Below are 23,346 nucleotides of genomic sequence, written 5' to 3'. Positions count from 1 at the left end.
CTTTTATAACAGTAATAATTATTTCTTTATTGAAAAGCCTATAGAGTATTATAGAAAAAGATATAAAACTCATAATTTAGCTTAATATTTAAAACTATGCTATATTACATAAATAAAATTCTTTCAAACAATAAGGTACAAGCGGTTATCTTAGGGATAATCGGGCTTGGGATTGTTACTGTTCTCACGTCATATAATATAGACGATCCGTCATTTAACTCGGTCACAACAGAGTACCATAGTAATTTAGTAGGAATTTTTGGCTCTTATTTATCGGATTGTTTATATCAATTTTTTGGGTTGGCTGCTTTTATCATACCGCTTGCTTGCTTTGTTTGGGGGAGAAATTGTTGGTATGGAAGATATCGCGGCTCATTTATCCGTATGTTTGTAATGTTGCTTGCTCTCGTTAGCAGTAGCACATTATTATCTAAGATTAAGCTAGAATTCATACCGGCAAATGCAGGTGGAGCTATCGGAATAATAGCTTCTAATTTTTTTGAGCGATTTACAAATCAACTATACTTATTATTAATATTTTTTACCTTTATTATATTAGTTGTTTTATTTGAAATTAAATTTACTTCTTTAAGTAATTTTATTATTAAGCTAGGGAAATTTTTAATCTATCGGATACAATCTTTTTTACATAATGTATTTTCACGATTGTCGTCGATAAGATTATTCCCTACTAAAAACAATGATAAGATAAATATAACTTCTTCTTACCAAAAGCCTGTAAGTGAAAAAGTAAAATTTCCTGAAGAAGCGAGATCCGTACCTGCAAATCCTATAAAATTCTTTAGCAAACCTGTTAGCCCTAAAATATCTCAAAGCGAAATAGCAGAATTGCCGCCTATTTCGTTATTACGTGATCCTGAAAAACATCATGTAAAAGGAGCTTCGTCCTCAGAGCTTAAACAAAAGGCTGAAGAGTTATTAACCGTGCTGAATGATTTTGGAGTTAAAGGGCAGATAATTAATATCAATCAAGGACCGGTGGTAACTCAATATGAATTTGAGCCGGCAGCAGGTACGAAAACATCAAGGGTAGTAGGATTATCTGACGATATAGCACGCTCACTATCTGCTTTATCAACAAGGATAGCAGTCATACCCGGCAAAAATGTACTTGGTATTGAGCTTCCTAATAAGCAGCGTGAATTCTTTTGCTTAAAAGAACTTATAGAGACCCCAGAATACCAAGACAAATCAACTTTATTGCCGTTAGTCTTGGGTAAAGATTTAGCAGGTAAGCCGCTGATTGCCGATCTTGCTAAAATGCCTCATTTATTAGTAGCAGGAACCACCGGCTCAGGTAAATCCGTCGGTATTAATGTGATGATTGTGTCGCTCTTATACCGCTATACTCCCGAAGAATGTCGCTTTATCATGATTGATCCGAAAATGCTTGAATTATCGGCTTATGATGGAATACCGCATTTGCTAACTCCTGTGGTAACCGAGCCTTCTAAAGCGGTAGTTGCTCTTAAATGGGCAGTTAAGGAAATGGAAAACCGTTATAGAATGATGAGCAATATCGGTGTTAAGAATATCGCAGGTTATAATGCAAAAATCTTAGAAGCGGTTAAAGAGAATAGGGTAATTGAGCGTTCGATTCAAACTGGTTTTGACCCTGAAACAGGTAAGCCTATTTACGAAACCGTTACAATGAATATGGAAAAACTGCCTTACATAGTGGTTATTGTTGATGAGATGGCTGATTTAATGCTAGTTGCCGGTAAGGATATTGAAATGCTGATTCAAAGGCTTGCTCAGATGGCAAGAGCGGCAGGCATCCATATTATTATGGCAACGCAAAGACCTTCTGTAGACGTTATTACTGGTGTCATTAAAGCCAATTTTCCAAGTCGTATTAGTTTTAAAGTTACCTCTAAAATCGATAGCCGAACGATTTTAGGAGAGCAAGGCTCCGAGCAGTTACTCGGTATGGGTGATATGTTATTTATGGGGAGTACTTCCAAGATAAGTAGGGTACACGGACCGTTTGTTAATGAAGCCGAAATTGAGCAAATTACGGAATATTTGAAAGAGAGCGGTACGCCTGAATATATTTCTGCCGTTACCGAGCAACCTGAAGAAGACGATAGTAGCATTGATATCGGTGACGGCACCTCTGATGAAGTGCTTTACAAAAAAGCTGTGCAGATAGTGCGTGACGAACGCAAATCTTCCATTAGCTATATCCAAAGGTCGCTTAGAATTGGCTATAACAAAGCTGCCAACTTAGTTGAGAAGATGGAGAAAGAGGGAATAGTCTCACCACCGAATCATACAGGTAAAAGAGAGATATTATTGCCTGAGAGGTAGGGTATTTTTTCGTCATGCGCTACGCAGCCGTAGGCGTTGTTGCATGGCTCTTATGTCATTCCTGCAAAAACAGAAATCCAGCATAAAGCGAGCTTTAAATTTCAAAAATTTGGTAGAAACTTTATTTATATAGTAAAGGTGTTGATGCCCAGTACAAAGACCAATTAGGACGTATAGCTCTGCATCATGCTATAAAAGCTAATTGCGGTGAAGAATTAATACAGTTTTTAATTGAACACACTGCGTATATTAATTATCGTGATAAATCAGGTCTAACACCGCTGGCTATGGTGAAGAGTAATCATTGTGTCCCGGCTACAGAATTATTGCTCAAAGCTAATGCTTCTGAACATTATATGTATGATGTGTTATTAAGGTGTTAGGAGAATATGGATACTAAATAGTCATTGCGAGCGGGCATTGCCCGCGTGGAGCGATTCCCCCTGTCATCCCATGGTTTGTCCACGGGATGACACCCAGCAGATTTTTCGAGCCATGCAACAAGGCCAACGTCGCTACGGAATGACAATCTATACATAAAAATATCATCTATGTTATTAATTATAATAGACATACTAAAAAAGTTGCGTTATAACACTTTTTAAGTGAGTTAATTTTTATTAAGGTTTACATATATGGCGAATATTTCTCCAAAATTATTTCAAAAAGCAATACAACAAGGTCTTAAAGCTGCTTTATTCACCACCTCAACCGCAGCGATAATGCTGAGTAGTAGCGGGGCACTCGGTGTTGCTGCAGGTGTTATTGCTACTAATAATAATGCAGCATTTAGTGATGATGTTAACAATAATAATTGGAGTGAGATAACGGCTGCAGGGGTAGCTAATGGTGTTCCTGCTGGCAGTCCTCAAAACAATTGGGCATTTACTTACGGTGGTGATTATACTATCACTGCAGATGCAGCCGATCGTATTATTACGGCTATAAATGTTGCGGGTACTACTCCCGTAGGTCTAAATATTGCTCAAAATACCGTTGTTGGTTCGATTATAACGGGAGGTAACTTGTTGCCTGTTACTATTACTGCCGGCAAAAGCTTAACTTTAAACGGTAATAATGCTGTTGCTGCAAATCATGGTTTTGATGCTCCTGCCGATAATTATACAGGTTTAGGAAATATAGCTTTAGGGGGAGCGAATGCTGCATTAATTATACAATCTGCAGTCCCGGCAAAGATAACACTTGCAGGCAATATAAATGGAGGAGGTATAATAACTGTCACGACAGATGCTGCCATTAACGGAACAATAGGTAATACAAATGCATTAGCAACAGTGAATGTAGGAGCAGGTGAAGCCACGTTAGAGGGAGCGGTTATTAAAGCTACTACGACTAAGTTAACAGATGCTGCGTCGGTATTAACCCTTACAAATGCAAATGCAGTATTAACAGGTGCGATTGATAACACCACAGGCGTTGATAATGTAGGTGTCTTAAATTTAAATGGTGCATTAAGTCAAGTAACCGGGAATATAGGTAATACAAATTCATTAGCCACGATAAGTGTAGGAGCAGGTAAAGCCACGTTAGGGGGAGCGGTTATTAAAGCTACTACGACTAAGTTAACGGATAATGCGTCAGCAGTGACATTTACGAATCCTGTAGTGGTGACCGGAGCGATAGATAATACCGGTAATGCAAATAATGGTATAGTGACGTTTACCGGTAATAGTACAGTAACTGGCAATATAGGTAATACAAATGCATTAGCAACAGTGAATGTAGGAGTAGGTTTGCTACAAGTACAAGGCGGAGTGGTAAAATCGAATGCAATAAACTTAACGGATAATGCGTCAGTAGTGACATTTACGAATCCTGTAGTGGTGACCGGAGCGATAGATAATACCGGTAATGCAAATAATGGTATAGCGACGTTTACCGGTAATAGTACAGTAACTGGCAATATAGGTAATACAAATGCATTAGCAACAGTGAATGTAGGAGCAGGTGAAGCCACGTTAGAGGGAGCGGTTATTAAAGCTACTACGACTAAGTTAACAGATGCTGCGTCGGTATTAACCCTTACAAATGCAAATGCAGTATTAACAGGTGCGATTGATAACACCACAGGCGTTGATAATGTAGGTGTCTTAAATTTAAATGGTGCATTAAGTCAAGTAACCGGGAATATAGGTAATACAAATTCATTAGCCACGATAAGTGTAGGAGCAGGTAAAGCCACGTTAGGGGGAGCGGTTATTAAAGCTACTACGACTAAGTTAACGGATAATGCGTCAGCAGTGACATTTACGAATCCTGTAGTGGTGACCGGAGCGATAGATAATACCGGTAATGCAAATAATGGTATAGTAACGTTTACCGGTAATAGTACAGTAACTGGCAATATAGGTAATACAAATGCATTAGCAACAGTGAATGTAGGAGCAGGTGAAGCCACGTTAGAGGGAGCGGTTATTAAAGCTACTACGACTAAGTTAACAGATGCTGCGTCGGTATTAACCCTTACAAATGCAAATGCAGTATTAACAGGTGCGATTGATAACACCACAGGCGTTGATAATGTAGGTGTCTTAAATTTAAATGGTGCATTAAGTCAAGTAACCGGGAATGTAGGTAATACAAATTCATTAGCCACGATAAGTGTAGGAGCAGGTAAAGCCACGTTAGGGGGAGCGGTTATTAAAGCTACTACGACTAAGTTAACAGATGCTGCGTCAGCAGTGACATTTACGAATCCTGTAGTGGTGACCGGAGCGATAGATAATACCGGTAATGCAAATAATGGTATAGTAACGTTTACCGGTAATAGTACAGTAACTGGCAATATAGGTAATACAAATGCATTAGCAACAGTGAATGTAGGAGCAGGTTTGCTACAAGTACAAGGCGGAGTGGTAAAATCGAATGCAATAAACTTAACGGATAATGCGTCAGTAGTGACATTTACGAATCCTGTAGTGGTGACCGGAGCGATAGATAATACCGGTAATGCAAATAATGGTATAGCGACGTTTACCGGTAATAGTACAGTAACTGGCAATATAGGTAATACAAATGCATTAGCAACAGTGAATGTAGGAGCAGGTGAAGCCACGTTAGAGGGAGCGGTTATTAAAGCTACTACGACTAAGTTAACAGATGCTGCGTCGGTATTAACCCTTACAAATGCAAATGCAGTATTAACAGGTGCGATTGATAACACCACAGGCGTTGATAATGTAGGTGTCTTAAATTTAAATGGTGCATTAAGTCAAGTAACCGGGAATATAGGTAATACAAATTCATTAGCCACGATAAGTGTAGGAGCAGGTAAAGCCACGTTAGGGGAGCGGTTATTAAAGCTACTACGACTAAGTTAACGGATAATGCGTCAGCAGTGACATTTACGAATCCTGTAGTGGTGACCGGAGCGATAGATAATACCGGTAATGCAAATAATGGTATAGTAACGTTTACCGGTAATAGTACAGTAACTGGCAATATAGGTAATACAAATGCATTAGCAACAGTGAATGTAGGAGCAGGTGAAGCCACGTTAGAGGGAGCGGTTATTAAAGCTACTACGACTAAGTTAACAGATGCTGCGTCGGTATTAACCCTTACAAATGCAAATGCAGTATTAACAGGTGCGATTGATAACACCACAGGCGTTGATAATGTAGGTGTCTTAAATTTAAATGGTGCATTAAGTCAAGTAACCGGGAATATAGGTAATACAAATTCATTAGCCACGATAAGTGTAGGAGCAGGTAAAGCCACGTTAGGGGGAGCGGTTATTAAAGCTACTACGACTAAGTTAACAGATGCTGCGTCAGCAGTGACATTTACGAATCCTGTAGTGGTGACCGGAGCGATAGATAATACCGGTAATGCAAATAATGGTATAGTAACGTTTACCGGTAATAGTACAGTAACTGGCAATATAGGTAATACAAATGCATTAGCAACAGTGAATGTAGGAGCAGGTTTGCTACAAGTACAAGGCGGAGTGGTAAAATCGAATGCAATAAACTTAACGGATAATGCGTCAGTAGTGACATTTACGAATCCTGTAGTGGTGACCGGAGCGATAGATAATACCGGTAATGCAAATAATGGTATAGCGACGTTTACCGGTAATAGTACAGTAACTGGCAATATAGGTAATACAAATGCATTAGCAACAGTGAATGTAGGAGCAGGTTTGCTACAAGTACAAGGCGGAGTGGTAAAATCGAATGCAATAAACTTAACGGATAATGCGTCAGCAGTGACATTTACGAATCCTGTAGTGGTGACCGGGGCGATAGATAATACCGGTAATGCAAATAATGGTATAGTAACGTTTACCGGTAATAGTATAGTAACTGGCAATATAGGTAATACAAATGCATTAGCAACAGTGAATGTAGGAGCAGGTATAACATTACACGCTGGAGGAAGTCTAGATGCGAATAATATAGATTTTGGAGCCAGGAGTACTTTAGAGTTTAACGGACCTCTTGATGGTGGTGGTAACGCAATCCCTTATTATTTTAAAGGAGCTATAGCAAACGGCAATAATGCTATATTAAATGTTAATACAAAGTTACTTACGGCATATCATTCAACTATAGGAACAGTTGCAGAAATCAATATTGGAGCCGGTACTCTTTTTGCAATTGATGCAAGTGCTGGTGATGTTACTATATTAAATGCTCAAGATATTAATTTTAGAGCTCTAGATTCTGGTTTAGTACTTTCTAACTTAACCGGAGTCGGAGTAAATAATATATTATTAGCAGCTGATTTAGTAGCTCCCGGTGCTGATGAAGGTACGGTAATCTTTAATGGTGGGGTTAATGGTCTGAATATTGGGAGTAATGTAGCAGGTACCGCTAGAAATATCGGTGATGGAGGCGGTAATAAATTTAACACTTTACTTATTGATAATGCCGTTACAATAACTGACGATGTAAATTTAGAAGGTATACAGAACGTGCTTATTAACAATAAAGCAGATTTTACTAGTAGTACAGCATTTAATGCTGGTGCTATACAAATAAACGATGCTACTTATACGATTGATGCAAATAATGGTAATTTAAATATACCGGCAGGAAATATTCAATTTGCACATGCGGATGCTCAATTAATATTACAAAATAGTTCAGGAAACGACCGTACGATCACACTAGGTGCGAATATAGACCCTGATAATGACGATGAGGGTATAGTAATATTAAATTCTGTAACTGCAGGAAAAAAATTAACGATAGCCGGAGGCAAGACGTTTGGTGGAGCTCATAAGTTACAAACTATAGTTTTCAAAGGAGCGGGAGATTGTGGCACGGCAGGTACCACTTTTAATACAACAAATATAGTGCTTGATATTACAGGTCAATTAGAACTTGGAGCTACTACGGCAAATGTAGTTTTATTTAAGGATGCTGTTCAATTAACTCAAACCGGTAATATTGGAGGTTTCTTAGATTTTAATGCAAAAAACGGTACGGTAACATTAAATAACAATGTAAATGTTGCGGGAACAGTCAAAAATACCGGTGGTACTAATAACGGTACGTTAATAGTTTTAGGTGCAAGTAATCTTAATAGAGTAAACGGGATTGCTATGTTAAAAGTAGGTGCAGGAAATGTAACTATTGCCAAAGGCGGTAACGTTAAAATCGGCGAAATCCAAGGTACAGGTACAAATACTTTAACATTACCTGCACACTTTAACTTAACAGGCAGCATAAATAAAACCGGTGGTCAGGCTCTGAAGCTAAACTTCATGAAAGGCGGTAGTGTTAGCGGTGTTGTAGGGACTGCGGCTAATTCGGTTGGTGATATCACAACGGCAGGTGCTACAAGTTTTGCAAGCAGTGTTAACGCAAAAGGTACCGCGACACTTGGCGGTACTACAAGCTTTGCCCATACATTCACTAATACAGGTGCGGTTACTTTAGCCAAAGGTTCTATCACTAGTTTTGCTAAAAATGTAACGGCTACCAGCTTTGTAGCTAACAGTGCTACTATTAATTTCGGCAATAGCCTAGCCTTTAATAGTAATATAACAGGTAGCGGTACTACACTTACTTTAGGTGCAAATCAAGTAACATATAATGGTACCGGTAGCTTTACCGATACGCTAACCTTAAATACTACTTTTGACGGAGCAGCTAAGTCAGGTGGTAATATCTTAATTAAATCAGGTAGTACTCTTGATTTATCAGGGGTTTCAACTTTAGCACTTGTTGTTACTGCTACTAATTTCGACATGAATAATATAAGCCCAGATACAAAATATACGGTAATATCTGCAGAAACAGCAGGTGGTTTAAAGCCTACTCCTAAAGAGAATGTTAAAATAACTATTAATAATGACAACCGTTTTGTTGACTTTACTTTTGATGCATCGACTTTAACGTTATTTGCAGAGGATATAGCTGCAGATGTTATAGATAAAGATTTTGCACCGGGTGGACCGCTTGCAAATATCCCAAATGCTGCAAATATAAAGAAATCGCTTGAGTTAATGGGGGATGCTCCCAATGGTTCAGATGCACGTCAAGCTTTCAATAACTTTGGTCTAATGACACCGCTACAGGAAGCAGATGCTACAACTCATCTTATGCAAGATGTTGTAAAACCTAGCGACACTATAGCTGCCGTTAATAATCAAGTTGTAGCGAGTAATATATCAAGTAATATAACTGCTCTAAATGCTAGAATGGATAAAGTACAAGTAGGGAATAAAGGTCCTGTTTCTTCTGGTGATGAAGATATGGATGCTAAGTTTGGTGCGTGGATAAGCCCGTTTGTCGGTAATGCAACGCAGAAGATGTGTAACAGTATAAGTGGTTATAAGTCTGATACAACTGGTGGCACTATAGGTTTTGATGGCTTCGTTAGCGATGATCTAGTACTCGGACTTGCATATACAAGAGCCGATACTGACATTAAGCTAAAAAATAATAAAATGGGCGATAAGAATAAGGTAGAGAGCAACATCTATTCTTTATACGGTTTATATAGTGTACCTTATGAAAATCTCTTCGTTGAAGCTATAGCATCTTACTCAGATAATAAGATAAGAAGCAAATCAAGACGTGTTATTGCAACGACACTAGAGACTGTTGGTTATCAAACTGCAAACGGTAAGTATAAATCCGAAAGCTATACAGGTCAGTTAATGGCTGGTTATACCTATATGATGCCTGAGAACATTAACTTAACACCGTTAGCTGGGCTTAGATATTCGACTATCAAAGATAAGGGCTATAAGGAAACCGGTACTACTTACCAAAATCTTACCGTTAAAGGCAAGAACTATAATACTTTCGACGGTTTACTCGGTGCTAAAGTATCAAGTAATATCAATGTCAATGAAATAGTGCTAACACCTGAGCTTTACGCAATGGTCGATTATGCATTCAAGAATAAAGTTTCGGCGATTGATGCAAGATTACAAGGTATGACTGCTCCTCTTCCAACCAACAGCTTTAAGCAAAGAAAAACAAGTTTTGATGTTGGTGTCGGTGTTACTGCTAAGTATAAAATGATGGAATACGGGATTAACTACGATACCAATATCGGAAGTAAGTATTTCGCTCAGCAAGGTAGTGTAAAAGTTCGTGTTAATTTTTAATTAACCGTTCTATAAGCATAAAAAAAGCCTATATAGTTTGACTATATAGGCTTTTTTGCTTTATAATGTAGTTTTGAGAAGCGTCATTGTGAGGAGCGAAGCAACGTGGCAATCTCGTCAAATATCCTGAGATTGCTTCGTCACTTACTTCGTAATTTCCTTGCAATGAAGATAAAAACTTAAATAAAAAATTATGTTAGATAATATTAGAAAAACTGCCGATAGTTTTATAATGCGGGTTTTATTCGCAATGATAGCTTTTGCTTTTGTCGGCTTTGGTATTAAAGATGTATTAAATGGAAGAAGAAGCGGCGATATTGTTACTTTTTCTCATGTGAAAAATATCTCCCAGGAAGATTTTTTGAGAGCAAAATCTTTAGAAATTAATGTTATAAGTAAGCAAACGGGAACAAGTTTAACGGATGAAGAAATAGCACAGTTAAATATTGATAACCGAATCCTAAAAAGGCTTGTTTACGATAATGTCTTAGATTATTTAGTGAGTTATTATGACTTAGATCTAAGTGATGATACAGTTAAAATTTTAGTTAAAGAATCACCGGTTTTTAAAAATGAGCAAGGTGTTTTCAATATAAAAATTTTTAAAACTTATTTTAGAAATTCTTATATGGATGAAGAAAAATATTTATTAAACTTCAAAGAAAAAGCTCTAAAAAATATTTTTGTTGGTACTTTTATAGAAAGTTTCTATGTTCCTAAAGCTATGACTGACAATATAGTAGATTATATGGCTGAAAAAAGAGAAGTAGAATTAATACAAATAGATTTACAAAATAAACCGAAAGATTTACAAATCCCTACTCCTACCGGTCAGCAATTAAAGGATTTTTACCAAGATAATAAAACCGCGTTTGAGGTACCTGAGAAACGCAGCTTTTCTTATATTAAAGCTAATATTAAGGATTTAAAAGTCTCAGTTACTCAAGATGAGTTGTTAGAATTTTATAATGAAAATAAAGATGAATTCGGTGATCAAAGTTTTGAAGCGGTACAAAAACAATTACATGATTTATTAAAGGCTCAAAAAATCGACATACTTAATATGGAGTTTGCTAAAAAGCTGGAAGATGAGACGGCAGCCGGTTCTAGCTTAGTTGAAATTGCCGAAAAATATAAGCTACCGATACAAAACGTTAACTATATCAGTTATGCAGAGCTTATTGAAGATAAAATAATTGCTGAAAGTGCCGATAGTATTTTTGAGCTTTCGGAAGGTGAATTATCTTATCCTATAGAAACAGAGGATAAAAGCTATCTTATATTGGTAGAATTAAAATCTATTCAGCCGGCAAAAATACCTGAATTTGATGCTATTAAAGAGCAGGTAAATAAAGCTTGGATAAAGCGGAATATTGCAGATGTAAACTTAAAAATTATCAAGGATTTAGCAAAGGAATATAATTCAGATCAAGAGAACATAAAAGAGCTTAAAGCTACCGGAATAAAAATAAGCAAAAAAAGCTATATTAGATCCGAAATGGAAAATGATCTAACACTAACTCCTGAAATATTATTATCAATTTTTAATACTACAATAGGAAGTAATACGCCTGTATTTCAAGTAGGTGATGAAGTATATTTTGCACATATTAAATCTAGCAGTATCGATGAATTAACAGCTAAAAATATTCATGTCAATTCAGAAAAAAATATAATATATAATATTAAAAATTCTGTAATTGACGAGCTAATTAACTACACAATTATTCAGAATGATATGCAGGTAAAAGCTAATTTTAGTAAGTAGCGAAATCCATCAGGTCATACCGTATCGTCATTGCGAGGAAATTACGAAGTAATTGACGAAGCAATCTCAGGATATTTAATGAGATTGTCACGCAGCCTATGGCTGCTCGCAATGACGATAAAATAAGCCGCACATTATAAACAAAAAAAACTATGAGCTTTAAAGATTTACCGGAGTTTTTAAAATTTTTAGAAAAAAACGGTGAGTTAAAGCGTATTGCTCTTGAGGTTAAAACTGACTTAGAAATTACTGAAATTAGTAGAAGAGTATTAGCACAAGGCGGACCTGCATTACTTTTTGAAAATGTTATAAAAGTCGACGGCATTAAGTCCGACATACCTGTTCTAACTAATCTTTATGCTAGTATAAATCGTATTTGTATGGGGCTTAAACTTAAGTCACCCAAAGAATTAAGAGAACTTGGCGTTTTACTAGCATTCCTTAAACAGCCGCAACCACCCGCATCTTTTAAAGAAACATTGTCAATGTTACCGCTTGCTAAGCGTATATTTGCTATGTCTCCTAAAACCGTATCAAAAGCAGCTTGTCATGAAATCGTCATTGACAAACCGAATATTAATATATTGCCGATCCAAAGATGTTGGCCGGATGATATTTCGCCTTTAATTACTTGGGGTATAGTATTTACTAAAGGTCCAACAAAAGATAAAATCGATAATTACAACCTTGGCATATATAGAATGCAGGTTATTTCAGAAAATAAGCTATTGATGCGTTGGTTAAAGTTACGGGGGGGAGCAGAGCATCATAAACGTTGGAAAGAAGCAAAAAAAGAACCTTTTCCTACTGCTATCGTTATCGGGGCAAATCCAGCGGTAACTTTGGCAGCAGTTATGCCGATACCTGAGAATATCTCGGAGTATAATTTTGCTGGTTTACTCGGTAATAAAAAAGTAGAGTTGGTACAATGCAAAACTATTGACCTCAAAGTACCTGCACATAGTGAAATAGTTCTGGAAGGCTATGTAAGTTTAGAGGAGTATTTGCCTGAAGGTCCTTTTGGGGATCACACCGGATATTATAATGATGTTGAGGAATTTCCTGTATTTACGGTTACCGCAATAACGATGAAGAAAAATCCAGTATATTTAAGCACCTATACAGGAGAACCGCCTGATGAGCCATCAATCTTAGGTGAAGCATTAAATGAAATTTTTATTCCTATATTACAGCAACAATTTCCGGAAATAGTCGATTTTTGGCTTCCACCTGAAGGTTGTTCATATAGAGTTGCGGTAGTATCGATTAAAAAATCCTATCCCGGTCATGCTAAAAGAATAATGCTTGGGATTTGGTCTTACTTACGGCACTTTATGTATAGTAAGTTTATTATAGTTGTAGATGACGATATTGATGTTCGTAATTGGCAAGAAGTAATTTGGGCAATAGCAACAAGAAGCGACCCAAGGCGTGATACGAGCTTTATAGATAATTCCCCGATAGATTATTTGGATTTTGCATCTCCTGAGTCAGGCCTTGGTAGTAAAATGGGAATAGATGCAACCGATAAAATATACCCTGAGACAAATAGAAAATGGGGTAAAAAAATAGAAATGAGTCAGGAAGTTATCGACAAGGTTAATAGTATGTGGAATAGTTTAAAGATATAAGGTATACTCGTTTAATTTGAAAAATTGGCGTCGTTGTTTCATATTTTTTGATCCTCACGTAGGGCTAATGATTTAATTTGGACGTTTTTTGTCAATAATTACTTACTCGGTAAAAAACCGATGCATTTTGATTTGCTATATTGGAATGCGGATTCTACTAATTTGCTGGCAAAAATGTATGAGGAATATTTACAAAATACATATTGCAATAACTTGCTAAAAGAGTCTAATAATTTAGAGATACTCTGAACAAAAATAGATCTTGGAAAAGTTAATTGTAACTCTTTTTTCGTAGCCGCAAAAGAAGATCATATAGCTCCATGGCGTTCAATATATGATGGAGTAAAATTATTAAACGGACATAAGATTTTTTGTCTCACGGATTCAGGGCATGTAGCAGTTGTAGTTAATCCTCCCGCTAGTGCTAAATATAATTATCGGTTTAATGACGACTTAAGTTTAAGTAGTCATGAGTGGCTTATGAAAGCTACGGAATATAAAGGCTCATGGTGGAATTATTGGCTTAATTGGCTTATAAAAAATAATGATAATAAGCTAGTAGATTCTTTAGATTATCAGAATCTAGAGGTTATTGAAGAAGCTCCAGGAAGTTACGTAAGGAAGTAGGTGTTGTTTGTGGGGATACTAAATCGTCATTGCGAGCAGCCATAGGCTGCATGGCAATCTCATGAGATTTTGCTTCGTCAATTACTTTGTACTTTTCCTCGCAATGACGGAAAAGCCGATCTATGCAATGCCTAAAATATAAATAAGTCATGAAGAGAAAAAATAATAAATTTATAGAAATATCTATTGCCTTTATTTTGGGAATTGCTTTAGGTCTTTATGGACAGAATCCGGATTATTTTACTAATCTAATAAGTCAAAAATCATTAGCTTTATCTGCTATGCAAATAAAGCATTACAATATTTCAGAGCTTTCAAGAAGTAAAGTTAGTACATGTTTTACTCCGCCTGCCGGTTGTACTAAGTTTATAGCCAATCAGATAGATAAAGCTGAAGAATCTATTTATATGCAGGCATACGGTATGAGCGATGCGTTAATTACTACTGCACTTATTAATGCACAAGCGCGAGGAGTAAAGGTTAGAATATTGCTTGATCGTAGTAATTTAAAGCAAAAATTTTCTAAATTACATGAATTACAACGAGCAAAAATTGATGTAGATATAGATAAAGTACCGGGAATCGCTCATAATAAAGTTATAATTATTGATAAAAAGAAAGTAATAACCGGTTCGTTTAATTTCACGGCTGCTGCCGATAAACGTAATGCTGAAAATGTAATTATTATAGAAGATCAGGAGCTAGCAGAATCTTATTTACAAAATTGGTTAAACAGAAAGGCGAGCAACTGAGAGGAGATTTCCACTATGTCATTCTTGCGAAAGCAGGAATCTAGTAGCTAAAAGATATAAATAGATTTTAAACATTTTTGATGACATTCACTAGCTTGTTTGAAATCTTTAGAAGTTGCTGCTTCTTTAGTAGTATTCAAAATAGTATTAACATTATTTTGTATAATTTCGGAATTTTTCTTAAGCAAAGATTGCATGCTTTCTGTAGCAATTTGGTTAGTTATTAAAAGAATATTCATAGCTCTTTGCATTGTATTTGTGATAGATGCAAGATCTACACTAGGGATATTTTTCATAGAACTCATATAAAATTCTGGATTCATATAGGATTTCATTAAAAATTGTGTATTATTTCACATTATTCATTATCCTAAAAAATTTTTTGTGTTTTATAGGTTACGTATATGTAAACATAAACCCTCAATTCATGCTCACATTTATAAAATTATGAGTCAATAATTGTTAGCATTAAGAATAATATTAAAAATAGTTAAGTTTTTATAAATGTTAGATACATCAATTCAAGCATTAATAAATAAGTGGCAAAAATACCTCGTTTTGCAAAGAAATTACTCTAATCATACAGTAAGTTCTTATAATAATGACCTTAAGCATTTTCTTGAGTTTATGAATTATTATAATTCAGAGCTTGTAACGATAAATCATATTAAAACCGCAGATATCAGATTAATCCGAAGTTGGCTTGCAAAACGTAACTGTGATAATTTTACCGCTTCTTCAATTTCACGTGGTTTGTCTGCAGTAAAAAATTTTTATAGGTTTTTAGAGAAAACAACACAATTAAATAGTCATATAATTTTTTCTATAAAATCTCCTAAAAAGACTAAATTGTTACCAAAAGCTTTATCGGAAGATGATGTAGTAATATCACTTGAACATATTGAAGAATACGGGAATGTTAAGTGGGTAGAACTTAGAAATAACAGGTTGGCTGATAAGTCCCCGGTCTAAGCTTGCATGCCTGCAGGTAACTTCGTATAGTACACATTATACGAAGTTATCTCTAGATTATTTGCCGACTACCTTGGTGATCTCGCCTTTCACGTAGTGAACAAATTCTTCCAACTGATCTGCGCGCGAGGCCAAGCGATCTTCTTGTCCAAGATAAGCCTGCCTAGCTTCAAGTATGACGGGCTGATACTGGGCCGGCAGGCGCTCCATTGCCCAGTCGGCAGCGACATCCTTCGGCGCGATTTTGCCGGTTACTGCGCTGTACCAAATGCGGGACAACGTAAGCACTACATTTCGCTCATCGCCAGCCCAGTCGGGCGGCGAGTTCCATAGCGTTAAGGTTTCATTTAGCGCCTCAAATAGATCCTGTTCAGGAACCGGATCAAAGAGTTCCTCCGCCGCTGGACCTACCAAGGCAACGCTATGTTCTCTTGCTTTTGTCAGCAAGATAGCCAGATCAATGTCGATCGTGGCTGGCTCGAAGATACCTGCAAGAATGTCATTGCGCTGCCATTCTCCAAATTGCAGTTCGCGCTTAGCTGGATAACGCCACGGAATGATGTCGTCGTGCACAACAATGGTGACTTCTACAGCGCGGAGAATCTCGCTCTCTCCAGGGGAAGCCGAAGTTTCCAAAAGGTCGTTGATCAAAGCTCGCCGCGTTGTTTCATCAAGCCTTACGGTCACCGTAACCAGCAAATCAATATCACTGTGTGGCTTCAGGCCGCCATCCACTGCGGAGCCGTACAAATGTACGGCCAGCAACGTCGGTTCGAGATGGCGCTCGATGACGCCAACTACCTCTGATAGTTGAGTCGATACTTCGGCGATCACCGCTTCCCTCATAATTTAATCCCTATTTGTATAATTCGTCCATTCCACCTGTAGAGTGTCTTCCCTCTGCTCTTTCATATTGCTCTACAATCGTATAGTCTTCATTATGTGACGTAATATCCAGCTTGATATTGACGTTGTATGCTCCAGGTAATTGTACCGGTTTCTTAGCTTTGTATGTCGTCTTGACCTCGGCATCATAATGGCCTCCATCTTTCAGCTTCAGGCGTTGCTTGATTTCGCCTTTAAGTGCTCCGTCCTCCGGGTACATTCTCTCGCTGCTGGCTTCCCAGCCCATCGTTTTCTTCTGCATGACAGGTCCGTCTGACGGAAAGTTTGTGCCGCGCAGTTTAACTTTATAAATAAATTCTCCATCTTGCAGTGATGAATCCTGCGTCACCGTAACAACGCCGCCATCTTCGAAGTTCATGACGCGTTCCCATTTAAATCCTTCCGGGAAAGACAGTTTAAGGTAGTCAGGAATATCCGCAGGATGTTTCACATAGGCTTTAGAACCATACATAAATTGCGGTGAAAGAATATCCCACGCGAATGGAAGCGGTCCGCCTTTTGTGACCTTAAGTTTAGCCGTCTGTGTGCCTTCATACGGTCTTCCTTCGCCTTCGCCTTCGATTTCAAACTCATGACCATTAACGCTTCCTTCCATGTGCACCTTAAATCTCATAAACTCTTTGATGATCGCCATATTATCTTCCTCTCCCTTGCTGACCATTATAATATCCCTTATGTTACTCAGATAACTTAGGATAAATCATACATAATGTTAATGCAACAGTTATTTAATGTATGGTTGTAATAATAAAACTGTAAATGGTATGCTAGATTAAAAATAAAATCATCAATAAATATCCGGGAAACTTCCGGAGATTTTTTGAGGCAGCGCGCTGGGCACTTGTTAGTGCGCGCGTTTTATGCTAGCATGCGGCGATCGTTCTAGGAGGAGCCGTAACTTCGTATAGGATACTTTATACGAAGTTATCAGACCGGGGACTTATCAGCCAACCTGTTAAAGCCCTACTTGTCCTTATATATGCTTCAGGTCTACGTATATCGGAAGCATTATCAATTACGAAACTTCATCTACAAAATCTAGAATTTATAAGAATAATAGGTAAAGGTAGTAAAGAAAGAATAATTCCGTGGTTACCGATTGCTAAAAATTTAATTACCCAATATTTAGAAATATTGCCGTATAAGTTAGGTGATAATGAACCCATATTTAGAGGAAAGCAGGGTAAGAAATTGCAACCACCGGTATTTAATCGTGAATTAATTAAATTAAAGCATTTTTATGGTTTACCGCAGCATTTAACTGCTCATTCATTTAGACATAGTTTTGCTTCACATTTGCTTGAGCATGGTGCAGATTTACGCTCTCTTCAAGAACTATTAGGTCATAAAAGTCTATCTACTACACAAAACTATACTAAAACAAGTATAAAGCATTTAGAAGCTGTATATACTACCGCATATCCAATTAAAAAATAAAATATATTAATATTCATAATCTTCTTGCATTAATTTTAAGTTATATATTATTTTAAAAACCTTATAAACATAATATATTAAAGTTAATATTGAGATATTAATATGCTAGAAACACTTTTAAAAACCTTATAAACATAATATATTAAAGTTAATATTGAGATATTAATATGCTAGAAACACCTAAATTACCTATGGGATATAAACCTTCTCAAGATGAAGAATATATGTGTCCTAATCACCTAGAATATTTTAGACAAAAACTTTTAAGATGGAAAGAGGATTTATTAAAGGAATCTCAAGAGACTTTAAATCATTTAAAGGAAGCAAATTTAAAAGAATCCGATCTTAACGATTGTGCTACTCATGAAACAGAAAGAGCTTTTGAGCTTCGTAGTAGAAATAGATATTGTAAATTAATGAGTAAAATAGAAGAAGCATTATCACGTATTAAAAATGGAGAATATGGTTACTGTGAAGAAACAGGCGACCCAATAGGTATAAAAAGATTAGAAGCACGACCTATTGCTGCATTATGTATTGAAGCTCAAGAGCGTCATGAAAATTATGAGAGAAGTCATTTGGATGAGCCTGGGAATTAAGTAGCTAGGTAATTTATGTGCGTGGATCGCAAGAATCCAAAAACATTTAATGCCACCCCGTGGCTTGACTTGACCACGGGGTCTAGAAAAACAAATTATTATATTAATAATTTTAGTATTTTTAACTAGATTCCGTGATCAAGTCGCGGAATGACAATAATTCATTTTTGCAGGCATGATATTTGAACATCTAAAACCTAAAGAAGTTAGAGCATTTACTGTTTCAAATAAAGGTAATCCCATAACATTTGAATATGAGCCGGAAATAAATGAGATAAAAGCTTCTGCATAACCGGAAATTTTACATCCGCTGGCTTTATCTATTCCCTCATCCAAAGAACAATAAAAATTAATCTCTTCATCACTTAATTTTTTGAACTTAACAATAGTCTGAACTATTTTTTGTCTAACTGTAAGCTGATCATTCTCTTTTTTGATAATACATAAACCGGTATAGACACGATGACGACGCCCGGATAACATCTTAATACAATTCTTGACTTCTTCATAAGTAGTAGCTTTCGGCAATATTCTTCTACCTACTGCCGCTACGGTATCGGCAGCTATAATTATAGCTGATTCCTCTATTTGAGATGCAATTTTTATAGCTTTTTCGTAAGCAAGTCTTATGGCTAAGGGAGCGGGTAATTCACGCAAATTAGGTGTTTCGTCTATATCTGCCAGAATAATTTGTGAAGGGATAATTTTGATTCTGTTTAGTAACTCAATTCTTGCAGGAGAGCTTGATGCTAATATAATCGGTAGGTTTTTTCTGTTCTGCTTCATACTTATAAAGACTAGTGACGATGAACCACACGCCCCTTAGTTAAATCATAAGGAGTCATTTCTACCATAACTTTATCTCCTAGTAATATTCTGATACGATTTTTACGCATCCTACCGGAAGTATGAGCAATAATTACATGATCATTCTCAAGCTTTACTCTGAAAGTAGCATTAGGTAAAAGTTCAAGTACTGTACCTGTAAACTGAATGAGGTCGTCTTTTGACATTATAATTTATGTTTTTATGGTCGGGGCGGAGAGATTCGAACTCCCGACCCTCTGGTCCCAAACCAGATGCGCTACCAGGCTGCGCTACGCCCCGATAATTAATTATGTCTATACTATATACTCTATTATTCGTAGCAAATCAATTTGTTTATATAAAAATTTATAGATTTTACCTAGAAAAAGTGGTTTTGTTAGGTTCTAAGCGTCATTGTATTAGTCCTGCGGCTTTGTTGTATGGCCCTTATGTTCATACCCGTGGAAGCGGGAATCCAGTCTTTTTTGCTGTTATACTGTGACTTGACCCCGATCTTGTATAACAGACTGTGTCCTGAGATCCCGCAATCAAGTTGCGGGATGACATTAAAGATTACTGGATTCCTGCTTTCGCAGGAATGACATAAGAGGTACAAAAATTAATAAAGTTTTGCGGTTTGCACTAAGAAGCTAAAATAGATAGGTTTTACCCTTGTATTTCTTAAGTTTTATATACGATTTACCGAATTTCTATAAAGAGTACATAAAGTTTAATTTATTTTAAACAAGAAAAAGTAACCATAAGTTACTTTTTCTATATAGAAAATACCTTCTTTATAATTATTTTTTATAGATATTTTTAGTATTAATTAGTGTTTTTCAATTAAAAGTAATATGTTATTTATATAACAAAATCATAAGTTAGAAAAATTAAGCCCAAATTTAGGAGATATTATGTCAAGTCAACGATAAAAAATTTAATAAAAAAAGGCATGTTTACATCAATTGCGGCATTGATGCTTGCTAGCACTAGTTAGTGCCCTTTGTATTGCTAACCGAATCGTAACAGTAGGGGGTGGCTCAGTAGCTGATGGTAGTGCTTTTGGCGGAGGAGCATATGTACTAGGTTCATTTGTAAGCCTTGGCGAAGTAAATAATTTTACTGCAGATGTGCCAGCAATGCCTGCTATATATATTTAGAGATACCTTTAATAATGCAACAATGACTGTGCCAAATAACATATTTTGGATCGGTTATACCTGTTGATCTTACTAAAGAAAATGTCGGGCGTGTTGTAGATGTCCCTAACGCTATAAACATCACTTTAACAGGTACGCCAGTTACAAATGCACAAGCACTTGCAGTGGTTCCTCCTTTTGCTCCAGGACCAGGAGAAGCACCAGGGAATACTTACTATTTTAACAGCTTTAATTTTAACGATTTAGCTAGTACTTTGATTTTTCAGGCTACATCACTTTTTCCTTCTACTGGTGATAATAGAATCGCCTTTATCTCAGGTCCAGGTAGTATAGTAACTTCTGTTCAAGGCCAGGCAGATCTTACATTACAGATTGACACTGACTTTCAATTTAAACATCCAAGTTGGATTAAGGCAAAAACTTTTAATATTGCAAATAATAAGCTACTTAATTTTGCTACTGATACTTCACCAGCCGCAGGTCTTTACGTTAATGTAAGTTATGGATATACAACCTATAGACATAGTATCAAGTTCGGCGGCCAAAATGCTACTTATGACGTAAGTAATGAATCGCCAAATGCTGCAGAATTTGTGGCTAGCTTCAACCTAGTTCCAGCAAATGATGTAGATGGTCAATTAAGAGTACACGTGGTTTCCGGTAGCCGAGAAATTGCACTTAATGCAGGTAGCGGTAATGGAACAGGAGGGACAATAAGGCTTAACAAATTTTTAACCGATGGGATAGGAGCTCCTCTAAATCACACTCCAGCTACAATTACAGGAACCATCTTTGCCCAAACTATTCAGATAGGGAACCAGTATCAGCCTATTAATATAGGAGTAGACACGCCGTATGGTGTGGATTGGATACCGGCGCGGGAGGATTAGTACAATTTACGCAGAACTCGTTAGTACGATTTCAGCAAGATGTAATTTCTGATATAGATTTTAACGGTACGGCCGTACAAGTAACAATCGCTGATGGTAAGAATGTTGGTGGGGCTACCGGTGGTAATATAGATAATAAATTAGGAGGAGGTGTTAAATTTTGTCGGTAATAGTACGGTTATCGGTAATGTAGGAGCTACAAATCCGGTTAATATATTAAATGTTCAAGGCAATAATGCCGGTACAATAAACCTTGCTGCGGGCGGTAATTTAGCGGCAGTAACAAGTAGCGGAGGTGTTAACGGCATTGTTAATGTTTTAGGAGTAGGTACGCTTGGACCTGTAACAGGTATTGCGGCTTTGAATCTTAACGGAGCAGGGAATGTTATGATAGTCGGAGCATCTAGTGCAACTACTCTTACCATAAATAATGCAGGTGTGGTAGCTACAGCTGCGGGTGGTTTTACCAGTAATGCTGCGGTCGGAGCAGGCCAACTTACAACAAATACTACGGGTAATGTTACTGTCGGAACAGGAACATATACAGGCAATATTACCGGTAATGCAACTTTTTGCGGGGCCGGAACTATTAACACAACAGTTATTACAGGACAGACTGATTTTAAAGGGTCTGCAGGTACGGTTAACGTTAATGATATCGGTACTTTAGCAGCAGTGACAAGTAGTGCAGCAACTAACAGTAATTTAGTATTTTTAGGAGGCGGTAACGTTACCGGAGTCATAAATAATATTGGAGCAATTACTGTTAATGCAGCGGGTAATAAAACGGTTATCTTGCAAAAAAGTGTATCCGCTACTTCTTTAACACTTGGTAACAATGCTGTGGCGAATTTACAAGACTCGCTTACAAAAAGCGGTAACGTGGATTTTACCAATGGCGGTGTTTTAGAGTTTTCGGGAGCAAATCCTGCAGGTTATTTACTTAACAGCCAAATCAAAAACGGGAACACAGGAACATTAAACGTTTATACTACCGGTACTACTTTAACGGCTACTGATTCAAGTATAGGTATGGTAAACACAATTAATATCGGGCAAGGAAATGCAGTCGCGGCATTTACGATAGATGTATCTAACAAGGCTTTAACGCTAGGAAGTGATATTAATTTGAATAATACTAAATCCGTATTTGGTTTAACTACTAGCAAAAATCAACAAGTTACCTTTATGAATAGTGTCGATGGTTTTGCCGGTGGAGGCGGTAGCGTCAATTTAAGTAGTACTTCTAGTACTATACCTAATAATAATGTGTTAACTTTGCAGGGTAATTTGGGTAATGAAACTCTTGGCACAAAGGCAAATCCCCTTGCTGTTATAAATGTTAGTGGTAATGTCGGCGTTGTTGGTACTAATGCTACGTTAGGTACAAATGGACTTGATATGAGTAATACTGCAGTGCTTAATATTGCTGCTGGCGGGGTTTTTGCCGATGCATCACTTACCTCGGCTAAGATTGCCAAAATTAATATCGGTGAGGTTAATGCTGGACCAGCCGTTTATGCCCTTGATGCATTAAACGGTGATTTTCCATTAGATGCACCAGGTGTTACATTCGTGAATTCCGAATCTGTTTTAAAGTTAATGACTACCGTAGCTAGAGGCAAAAACAGTACTATAGAGTTAACAGGTAATATAGAGCCAGTTGTTCCAAATACCGGTGTAGTTGAGATAAATGCAAGAAATGCTAATACCAAGTTAACAATAGATGGTATGGCTAATAAGTATGCTATCGGAACAAAAGCAAATCCGGTGAGTAAAATACAACTTACAGGGCACGGAACACTGGTAATAACTGCTCTTAATACCCCAAAAATATCGACGTATCCGTTGCAAAAGTTGCTATAGGATCACAGT

16 protein-coding genes, 1 tRNA gene and 3 pseudogenes are annotated in these 23,346 nt (G+C 36.9%); 14 read left to right on the top strand and 6 right to left on the bottom strand.

The genetic code is table 11. From position 1 onward, the window contains the following. Positions 1-96: 96 nt before the first annotated feature. From ACSFFC_RS01870 to pld, 7 genes and pseudogenes are all read left to right on the top strand, one after another. Positions 97-2,331, top strand: coding sequence for a DNA translocase FtsK (locus ACSFFC_RS01870; protein ID WP_014411116.1), 2,235 nt, complete (start codon positions 97-99; stop codon positions 2,329-2,331). Between the two features lie 173 nt (positions 2,332-2,504). Further along, positions 2,505-2,714: an ankyrin repeat domain-containing protein gene (locus ACSFFC_RS01865; RefSeq protein ID WP_331270848.1), complete on the top strand. Its 210-nt coding sequence runs from the start codon at positions 2,505-2,507 to the stop codon at positions 2,712-2,714. 252 nt (positions 2,715-2,966) lie between these two features. After that, positions 2,967-9,922 (top strand): annotated as a pseudogene (locus ACSFFC_RS01860) (autotransporter outer membrane beta-barrel domain-containing protein). A gap of 193 nt (positions 9,923-10,115) precedes the next feature. Then, positions 10,116-11,690, top strand: a complete 1,575-nt coding sequence (locus ACSFFC_RS01855) for a SurA N-terminal domain-containing protein (RefSeq protein ID WP_014411114.1) — start codon at positions 10,116-10,118, stop codon at positions 11,688-11,690. Positions 11,691-11,842: 152 nt separating this feature from the next. Further along, positions 11,843-13,321: a UbiD family decarboxylase gene (locus ACSFFC_RS01850; protein WP_014411113.1), complete on the top strand. Its 1,479-nt coding sequence runs from the start codon at positions 11,843-11,845 to the stop codon at positions 13,319-13,321. A gap of 480 nt (positions 13,322-13,801) precedes the next feature. After that, entirely contained in the window at positions 13,802-13,948 is a 147-nt protein-coding gene (locus tag ACSFFC_RS01845) for a hypothetical protein (protein WP_014411112.1), read from the top strand. 149 nt (positions 13,949-14,097) lie between these two features. Next, positions 14,098-14,700, top strand: a complete 603-nt coding sequence (pld, locus tag ACSFFC_RS01840; RefSeq protein ID WP_014411111.1) for a phospholipase D — start codon at positions 14,098-14,100, stop codon at positions 14,698-14,700. Positions 14,701-14,747: 47 nt separating this feature from the next. On the opposite strand, the gene ACSFFC_RS01835 is transcribed toward pld, so the two are convergent. After that, positions 14,748-15,023, bottom strand: coding sequence for a phasin family protein (locus ACSFFC_RS01835; protein WP_014411110.1), 276 nt, complete (start codon positions 15,021-15,023; stop codon positions 14,748-14,750). A 181-nt stretch (positions 15,024-15,204) separates the two neighbouring features. Between ACSFFC_RS01835 and ACSFFC_RS01830 the strand changes: the two are divergent. Continuing rightward, positions 15,205-15,651: pseudogene (locus tag ACSFFC_RS01830) on the top strand (site-specific integrase); the annotation flags it as partial. Positions 15,652-15,729: 78 nt separating this feature from the next. Here ACSFFC_RS01830 and aadA1 read toward each other — a convergent pair. Then, positions 15,730-16,518 carry an ANT(3'')-Ia family aminoglycoside nucleotidyltransferase AadA1 gene (aadA1, locus tag ACSFFC_RS01825; protein WP_001206315.1) on the bottom strand — a complete coding sequence of 263 codons (789 nt, stop codon included), beginning with the start codon at positions 16,516-16,518 and terminating at the stop codon, positions 15,730-15,732. 10 nt (positions 16,519-16,528) lie between these two features. Continuing rightward, on the bottom strand, positions 16,529-17,212 hold the full coding sequence (locus ACSFFC_RS01820) for a hypothetical protein (RefSeq protein ID WP_139162151.1): 684 nt from the start codon (positions 17,210-17,212) through the stop codon (positions 16,529-16,531). Positions 17,213-17,535: 323 nt separating this feature from the next. On the opposite strand from ACSFFC_RS01820, the pseudogene ACSFFC_RS01815 reads away from it, so the two are divergent. Then, positions 17,536-18,015: pseudogene (locus ACSFFC_RS01815) on the top strand (tyrosine-type recombinase/integrase); the annotation flags it as partial. Positions 18,016-18,182: 167 nt separating this feature from the next. Then, entirely contained in the window at positions 18,183-18,614 is a 432-nt protein-coding gene (gene dksA, locus ACSFFC_RS01810) for an RNA polymerase-binding protein DksA (RefSeq protein WP_004997250.1), read from the top strand. A gap of 138 nt (positions 18,615-18,752) precedes the next feature. Here the strand turns inward: dksA and ACSFFC_RS01805 are convergent, their stop codons facing one another. From ACSFFC_RS01805 to ACSFFC_RS01795, 3 genes are all read right to left on the bottom strand, one after another. After that, entirely contained in the window at positions 18,753-19,400 is a 648-nt protein-coding gene (locus ACSFFC_RS01805; RefSeq protein ID WP_014411108.1) for a Maf family protein, read from the bottom strand. Between the two features lie 11 nt (positions 19,401-19,411). Then, a complete protein-coding gene (gene infA, locus ACSFFC_RS01800) occupies positions 19,412-19,627 on the bottom strand; it encodes a translation initiation factor IF-1 (RefSeq protein WP_014411107.1) in 216 nt (71 codons plus the stop codon). A gap of 17 nt (positions 19,628-19,644) precedes the next feature. After that, positions 19,645-19,721: transfer RNA gene (locus tag ACSFFC_RS01795), tRNA-Pro, on the bottom strand. Positions 19,722-20,401: 680 nt separating this feature from the next. Between ACSFFC_RS01795 and ACSFFC_RS01790 the strand changes: the two genes are divergently transcribed. From ACSFFC_RS01790 to ACSFFC_RS01775, 4 genes are all read left to right on the top strand, one after another. Continuing rightward, positions 20,402-20,581, top strand: coding sequence for a hypothetical protein (locus ACSFFC_RS01790; protein WP_014411106.1), 180 nt, complete (start codon positions 20,402-20,404; stop codon positions 20,579-20,581). Between the two features lie 164 nt (positions 20,582-20,745). Next, positions 20,746-21,471, top strand: a complete 726-nt coding sequence (locus tag ACSFFC_RS01785) for a hypothetical protein (protein ID WP_014411105.1) — start codon at positions 20,746-20,748, stop codon at positions 21,469-21,471. Further along, positions 21,447-21,641, top strand: a complete 195-nt coding sequence (locus ACSFFC_RS01780) for a hypothetical protein (protein WP_014411104.1) — start codon at positions 21,447-21,449, stop codon at positions 21,639-21,641. Before ACSFFC_RS01785 ends, ACSFFC_RS01780 begins: the two co-directional genes overlap by 25 nt. Next, complete coding sequence (locus tag ACSFFC_RS01775) at positions 21,622-23,337, top strand: beta strand repeat-containing protein (protein ID WP_231282971.1); 1,716 nt, start codon at positions 21,622-21,624, stop codon at positions 23,335-23,337. The genes ACSFFC_RS01780 and ACSFFC_RS01775 overlap by 20 nt, the downstream gene beginning before the upstream one ends. Positions 23,338-23,346 lie beyond the last annotated feature (9 nt).

It is taken from the genome of Rickettsia parkeri (assembly GCF_051427245.1).
Taxonomy (GTDB): domain Bacteria; phylum Pseudomonadota; class Alphaproteobacteria; order Rickettsiales; family Rickettsiaceae; genus Rickettsia; species Rickettsia rickettsii.
The sequence above is the reverse complement of the archived record's forward strand: the minus strand, read 5'-3'. Positions and strand labels throughout refer to the sequence as shown.